This window comes from Protofrankia sp. Cj3, from assembly GCF_917627355.1.
In the GTDB taxonomy this organism is placed as follows: Bacteria; Actinomycetota; Actinomycetes; order Frankiales; family Frankiaceae; genus Protofrankia.
The window spans coordinates 1-6,804 of record NZ_CAKJTR010000224.1 but is presented as its reverse complement, the minus strand read 5'-3'; the positions used below and the strand labels follow the sequence as shown (position 1 = coordinate 6,804).

Sequence of the window (6,804 nt, the reverse complement as noted above, 5' to 3'; positions counted from 1 at the left end):
AGCATATTGGAAATATGCCAAGAAGTCCAGTATTCAGATTTCTCCTTAGCGCCCGAGGCCGAGGCGATCGCCTCGAGCAGGTCTTCTTGGAAGTCATCGCCTATTCCGATAGTGGACGTGGTGATGCCGACGTCGCGAGCCCGAATGGCCGTCGCGGCAAGACTGGACTTCTTGGTCTCGCCTCGGTTCGCAGCGCCGTCCGACAGCAGGAAGATGCGGTTGCGGTGTTCGGGCGCCATATGTGTCTGCAGCTCGAGGAGACCCTGATACCACCCGAGCGACAAATCCGTCATGCCACCGGCTCGGATTTCCTCGATCTTCGAGGCGACCTCGCCACGGCTTGTCTGCGGGTTACTAAAGGGAATCTAGGCTACTGGACTTTAGCACGTGCCCTGACCTGCTATATTGCGATTGCCTTCGGTCCAGTAACCCCATTTCGGATTAGTAACCACCACCTGCACGCCGTCGTCGAAGACCACGACGGTGAACAGGTCCCGTTGCCCGAGTCGATTGAAGATGTCGACACAGCTCCGCTTCGCGGTTTCCAGCTTGTCGCCGCCCATGCTGCCGCTGCGGTCGACGACGAGGCAGAGGTTCATCGCGCCGGCGCTGGTACCAGCGGCGAGGTCGGGGGCCACGTCGCAGCGGACCTCGATGACGACATCAAGTTCCGTTGACTCGTCGTCTCGGACCGATGATCGTTCCCCGAGAACGACCAGCTCAACCTGCTCTTCTTTCATGCTGCCCCCGTAGCTCGGCCAAGCAGATCTCGCCGCCAGAACCGAGACACACATCACGATCACGTTGCCGGTGAGGATACTCTGCGATGCGGTAGGCCGCCAACCACCCCGAGGATGTGCCGACACGCCGCCGCTGGCTTCAGGCGAACGGTACTGCCGCTGCGTCGATGCGCGGTGGTGCCGCGCCAGCTGCCGTGCGCAGGTAGTCGGGCACGTCCACCGCGATGCCAGGTCGCTAGCCATCGTGGTCCGGTCGACGGCGTCGGGAACCGGATAGCGGCCCGTCGTTTCCTGCTACGAGGCGTCGGACGGCTGAGCTGGTCCGGGGGCAAGCCGACCTTGAGGCGCGCCGGAACGGCCGACTGCACGGCCAGCTGGCGGGCGGTGAGATGGTTCCCGCCGCGTGGTCGGCCACAATTATGGTATGGGATTCCGCCTGAGTCAGGCGAGGTGGTGCGCGCTGGGGAACTGGGCCATGTCGCCGCTGGTCTCGGCAATGATGATCTCGGCGGCCAGACGGCCGACGCCCGGGATCGTGTCGAGGAGATCCAGATCGGGCTGGTGGTCGGCGAGCAGGGTCGCGATCCGTTCGTCGAAGGACGCGATGACCTGCTTCCAGCGGTCGATCTCGTCGAGGAAGTGGCGGACCGTGAAGGCGTGGTGGTCGGTGAACTCGCAGTCCAGTGCCTCGACGAGTGCGGGGATCTTGGCACGAGCCCGACCGACGGCGAAGTCGGCCAGCAGGTGGGGGTCACGTTCACCGGCAACGAGGGCTTCCAGGATCTCCCGACCGGTCACACCGACCAGGTCGGTGAGGACCGCGGCGAGTTTCATGCCGGTGTCTTCGAGTTCCTTCTCCAGCCTTTGAGCCTCCCAGCCAGCGGCACGTGCCAGTTCAGTGCGCCGCCGGGTCAGGTCCCACAGCTCCCGGATCTTCCGTTCCGGGACGAAGGAGGCCATCACCATGGCCGACGCTCCGGCCCGGGCCAAGAACGCGGCATCGCTGGGATCCGCTTTCAGGTGGGCGCGCAGGTCATCCAGGAACCCGGGAACTCCCGTCTCCCGCTCGACGTCGGCGACCGTCAGGCCGTCGACACCGGCGGTCCGGGCGCTCCGGTTACCCGCGACCCGGCGATACGCGATAAGCAGCGTAGCCGGGTCGCACACGAAGTTATACAGGTCATCGAACCGGCGGCCAGGATCGGCCGCCGCCCAACGGTGAAGCTTGGCCTGCATCCCCGATACCCGTACAGGTGCATGATCACGCCCCGGAGCGCCGCCATCCGGCGACGCGTCTTTCGGCATTACAGTCTCCGTTCCCTCTCGGTCTCGCTGTGGCCCTTCCCCCCTGTACCGGGCTCTCCCCGGCTCCGAGTACTACAACCACTCCGTCCCACCCTCGGCTTCAGCCGTCGGTGCACCTATCCCGTGCTGCCGGCTGGCTGCCGGCAGCACGGGAACCCGTAAGGGCGGTTCCCGCGTTCACTGTCCATCGATCGACGGGTGAGGAGCCCGACTATGTCCCTGCGGCATCGCCACGGGTACGCCGCAGACCTTCCCCATGGCCTCCGGCTCGGCGCCAAGAAACGTCACCGGAGTCAGCCCCACCTGGTAGTGGGGTTGTGCACCGCGTCCGGCCCATATTCACCAGGTTGGAGCCGGCGGGTAGTTAAGGGACGTAGAACGCCGGTTCCTCGCCTACTCCTTCCCGTCTCGCTCGCCGCACCCGCATCATCTGGCAGTACTGACACGTCACGGCTTTGTCAGGGCTGCTCCCACCCTCCCCGGCACCATCCGGATCAGGCTGCCCCCAGCTTCACCAGACCGCTGCGACGGACCGGCGGTGGAGTCCTTTCACCTCCACTCGAATGAACAAGCACCTCGTGGCGCGACCTGGCAGCTACCCGGACCGGACTCCCACCGGCAAGCGACGACGAGCTTACGACAGACGGATCAGCCGCTCACACGGCGTCACCTCCCTGTCTGCTGGGCGCACGAAAGATCGAGGCTAATCCGCGGGGCCAAAGCTGCCTTTGCGACTCAGTCGACGTCCGTTACCACACCGCTCCGGTCCATCCGACCCTCGAGCCGGCCCGCGATACCTGTCGATCGGAAGTAGCGATATTATGATCGCCACAGCCGACAGCGTGGCGATCTGGCGCCGCGATGCTGCGTCAGATTCGGCAAGGCCGCCTATCTATGGGGGAACCGTGCGTCTTGACAGGCTAACCGTGTCCAATTTCCGCAATCTCGCCGACATCGACCTGCGGCTACTGCCCGGCGCTGTAATTGTCGGTGAGAATCGAGCTGGCAAGAGCAATCTCATCCATGCGCTTCGGCTCATCCTCGATCCCACGCTGTCGTACACAGATCGACAGCTTGGACGCGAGGACTTCTGGGACGGGCTGTCCGACGGTACGGCGAGCTGGGATCCGATGGCGGCCGGTTGTGTCATCGAGGCATCGGTCGAGATCCTGAACTTTCAGGACGACCCTAAGCTGTTGACGGCGCTGGCCGGGTCCTTGCTCACCGGAGAGCCGATGCGGGCCAGGCTGATCTACCGCTTTGCGCCTCTCGATACCGGCGAGGAGACGAGCGGAGGCCGGACTAAGTACCGTGGGGCTGTGTATGGTGGGGACAATTTTGAGAAGACGGTACCAGCCGAGCACCGCAGCTATATCCACCTGCACTTTCTCCAAGCGCTGCGGAACGTCGAGTCCGACATCCGGACTTGGCGGCGGTCGCCGCTACGCGCCCTGCTGATGAAGGCAGCGGCAGCTGTCGACGATGATGATCTTGAGGTCGTCCGTGATGCGATGAAGACAGCCAACGACCAGATGAACGGGCTGGAGGTCGTCAAACAGCTGGGCGACAGCATCAGTGATCGACTAGTGGAGATGGTCGGCCCGGCTCAGGCGGTCGACACCACGCTGGCCGTCGGCCCGGAGGACCCCATGCGGCTAATCCGCCAGATGCGGTTGTTCATCGACGGCGATGCCCGACGCGGGCTCGGAAGCGCCAGTCTCGGCACGCTCAACGTCCTGTACCTCGCACTGCTGGAGCTCGGACTGGACACGCGCATTCTTGACGACGCCGATATTGCACACGTGGTCATGGCGATCGAGGAGCCCGAAGCCCACCTCCACCCCCACCTGCAACGCCTGATCTTCCGCCGGCTGCTTGACCAGAAAACCCGCGGGCACACCACCCTGGTGACCACGCAGTCACCGCACATCGCCAGCGTCGCCGACCCACGGGGCCTGGTGGTACTACGCGTTGTCGGGGCGCAAGTGAAAGCTGCAGCCGCACATGAAGCCAGCCTGGCCGAGGGCGACTGGGATGACATCGCGCGGTACCTCGACACGACGCGGGCGGAACTGGTGTTCGCCCGTCAGGTCCTCCTCGTGGAGGGCTACGCTGAGCAGGTTCTGATGCCACAGTTCGCTGCGGCCATCGACATGGACCTCGACAAGCTAGGCATCTCAGTCTGCGCCATCCATGGCACGCACTTCCTGCCATACGTCCGCCTATGCGAAGCGCTGCGCATCCCGTGGGTGGTAGCGACGGACGGCGACGTGGCCGACAACGGCCAGAGTTACGGCGCGCTCCGGGCAAGTGAACTGTTGACAGCCCAAGGCTGGAGCGGCGCGGCGGCCGACCACGGGGTGTTCGTCGGACAGCGGACGCTCGAGTACGACGTGTTCGACAGCTGTCCGGAGAACCGTAAGCTGTGCAGCCGGGTGCTCCAGGCGCTCTACTCGAACGCATCGGCCAGCACGCAGCAGACCATCCAGTCTTGGGAGAACCAGGCGCCAGACTACGACACCCTTATGCGCTATTTGCGAAATGCTGGCGGGAAGGGTCGCTATGCGCAACGGCTGTCCCAGCAGCCGGTCCAGCCGCCCCGATATATCGCGGAGGCGCTCGCCCGTTTGAGGACGCAGGTGTGAGCGCGCTGCGTCAGTCGATCGAGGAGTTGAAGTTTAACCCGCGGCAGTGGGAAGCTTTTTCGGCGCCGGGGCACTGCGTGGTGCTGGCGCCTCCCGGAAGTGGCAAGACAAAGTTGCTAACGACCCGTCTGGCGAACGACCTTCAGGCGAAGATCCCGCTGCCCCACGGGGCAGCGTGTATCACCCTGACCAACGCGGCGGCGGACGAGCTGCGGCGGCGAGTGGATGCGCTAGGTGTCGAGGATCGCTCCACGCTATTCATCGGCACGGTTCACTCTTTCACCCTGAACCGGATCGTCGTGCCGTTCGCAAGCGTCATTGGTCGACGGGACATGGCGGGACTGTCGATCGCCAGCGAGGCGCAGCGCAAGCAAGCGTTCGACGAAGCAATCGATGAAGTCTTCCGGGCTGGAAGCGACCATCGATACGTCCGCTCGACCATTGAGTTCAATCGGCAGCGGCTCGCGACGGATGAGGACTGGTCGCATCAGAGTACGGACGTACGAGAGGTCGCGCGGCGGTACACGAATAAGCTGCGAACCTGGGGCCTGTACGATTTCTCAGATGTCATCGCGCTGGCAGTGGAGATCGTCGAGCAGCACCCGGCCATCCGCCGCGTGTTGACCGCCGAGTATCCGCATCTCTACGTCGATGAGTACCAGGACCTGGCACCGGGACTGGACCGGCTCGTCCGGTCACTCTGCTTCGACTACTGCGCAAACTCCAAGCTATTTGCCGTGGGCGATCCGGACCAAGCGGTGTTCGCGTTCACAGGTACGCGGCCCGAGCTACTGGCCGAACTGGCCGACGAAGCTGGATCCCGGTCCGACTTGAACGTTGTTCACCTCGACCACAACTATCGGTGCGGGGCTGAGATCGTCCGATACGCCAATCTGATGCGGCGAGGTGGAACTGCCATGACGGGCGACCGGACCGGGGGCAGCGTCTCGGCGCAACGCTGCCCGACTGGCTACGCGGACCAATGCCGGCAGGTGGTAGCTCATATATCTGAGGCGATCACACGCGGTTTCACCCTTCATGAGATCGCCGTCTTGTGTCCAACCAACGACCAATGCATCGAGATGGCGGACGCTCTGCGGGCGGCCGGAATGCCGGCGTTCGTACGCAGCTCACACTACCGGCTTGGACTAGCAACGAGCTTCGTCGAAGGCTGCGCCGCGTGGGCCACGTTAGGCCGGGAATGCAGCGGACACCGCCTGAAGGATCTTCTTGCCCGCTGGCGCAGCCTCCTAGGACCGCGATGGTCTCAGAGGGAGGCCGTCGAGCTCACCCGGAGGCTCTTGGAATATGGCGCGACCCCCGACGAACGCGCGAACGCGCTGTTGGAAGATCTCCTCAAGATCGGGTTGGAGAAAGCATTGGCCATGCCCTCCTTGCGGAGCGAAGCCGCCGAAGTCGGCCGTATGGGCGCCGCACTGACCACGGGGCAACTGTCGAATCTTTCCGTAGGCGGCCTTGGCAATTTCGCCCGAAAAAGGGATCGGGTGGAGGTGACAACGTTGACAGCAAGCAAGGGGCTCGAGTTCAACGTCGTGTTGATCACCGGAATGGACGAGGAGAGCGTGCCGCACTACCTCTCGCTCGTTGACCCAGAAAAAATAGCTGAAGACCGACGGAAGTTCTACGTCTCACTCACCCGGGCACGCGATGAAGTGCGGATCTTCTATTCCGGCTTCGTAGTAACTAAACGGGGTCGACGGAAGAACACGGGCTCGAGCAGGTTCCTCTCCGAGATCGGGCTTGTTTGACCAGATCGGCCACGCAGTCTCGGTGATCGCGCGCGGAGTCTGTCGGGTCCCAGGCGTCGCTGGAGCATCGGGTAGGGGTGACGCCGGTGCGGCTCCGCCCGCCTGAAACAGGGCATCCCCGAGCCGGCCGCACAACCGCCGCCGTCATCCCCCTGGCCCTGGCCACCGCCGACGACGCGACGGACCCGGCCACCACGAGGGCGTGCTGAGCAACGGTCGGCACCGCCAGCCACCCGGGAAGGAGGCCACATCCAAACCCAAGGCGGCCGTCACCGCCCACGTTCCCGTACGACCGAGAAACGCTCCTTCTGGTCTAGCACGTGGGCGTAGTGGCCGAGTCGCCCC

General features: G+C 64.2%; 5 protein-coding genes. 2 read left to right on the top strand and 3 right to left on the bottom strand.

The window, feature by feature from the left end; all coding sequences use genetic code 11:
- The 3 genes from MJ783_RS20820 to MJ783_RS20810 form a co-directional block, all read right to left on the bottom strand.
- The coding region (locus MJ783_RS20820) for a VWA domain-containing protein (protein ID WP_305039530.1) at positions 1–308 on the bottom strand (308 nt) is incomplete at its 3' end.
- 72 nt (positions 309–380) lie between these two features.
- Positions 381–740, bottom strand: a complete 360-nt coding sequence (locus MJ783_RS20815; RefSeq protein WP_239312964.1) for a VWA domain-containing protein — start codon at positions 738–740, stop codon at positions 381–383.
- 441 nt (positions 741–1,181) lie between these two features.
- Positions 1,182–1,976 carry a transposase gene (locus MJ783_RS20810; RefSeq protein ID WP_239312963.1) on the bottom strand — a complete coding sequence of 265 codons (795 nt, stop codon included), beginning with the start codon at positions 1,974–1,976 and terminating at the stop codon, positions 1,182–1,184.
- A gap of 974 nt (positions 1,977–2,950) precedes the next feature.
- Between MJ783_RS20810 and MJ783_RS20805 the strand changes: the two genes are divergently transcribed.
- Positions 2,951–4,690: an ATP-dependent endonuclease gene (locus MJ783_RS20805; RefSeq protein ID WP_239312962.1), complete on the top strand. Its 1,740-nt coding sequence runs from the start codon at positions 2,951–2,953 to the stop codon at positions 4,688–4,690.
- Entirely contained in the window at positions 4,687–6,459 is a 1,773-nt protein-coding gene (locus tag MJ783_RS20800; protein WP_239312961.1) for an ATP-dependent helicase, read from the top strand. The genes MJ783_RS20805 and MJ783_RS20800 overlap by 4 nt, the downstream gene beginning before the upstream one ends.
- Positions 6,460–6,804 lie beyond the last annotated feature (345 nt).

Excerpts from the sequence above, each read along its gene's own strand:
- MJ783_RS20815 (WP_239312964.1), bottom strand. The coding sequence starts at position 740 with ATGAAAGAAGAGCAGGTTGAGCTGGTCGTTCTCGGGGAACGATCATCG.
- MJ783_RS20810 (WP_239312963.1), bottom strand. The coding sequence starts at position 1,976 with ATGCAGGCCAAGCTTCACCGTTGGGCGGCGGCCGATCCTGGCCGCCGG.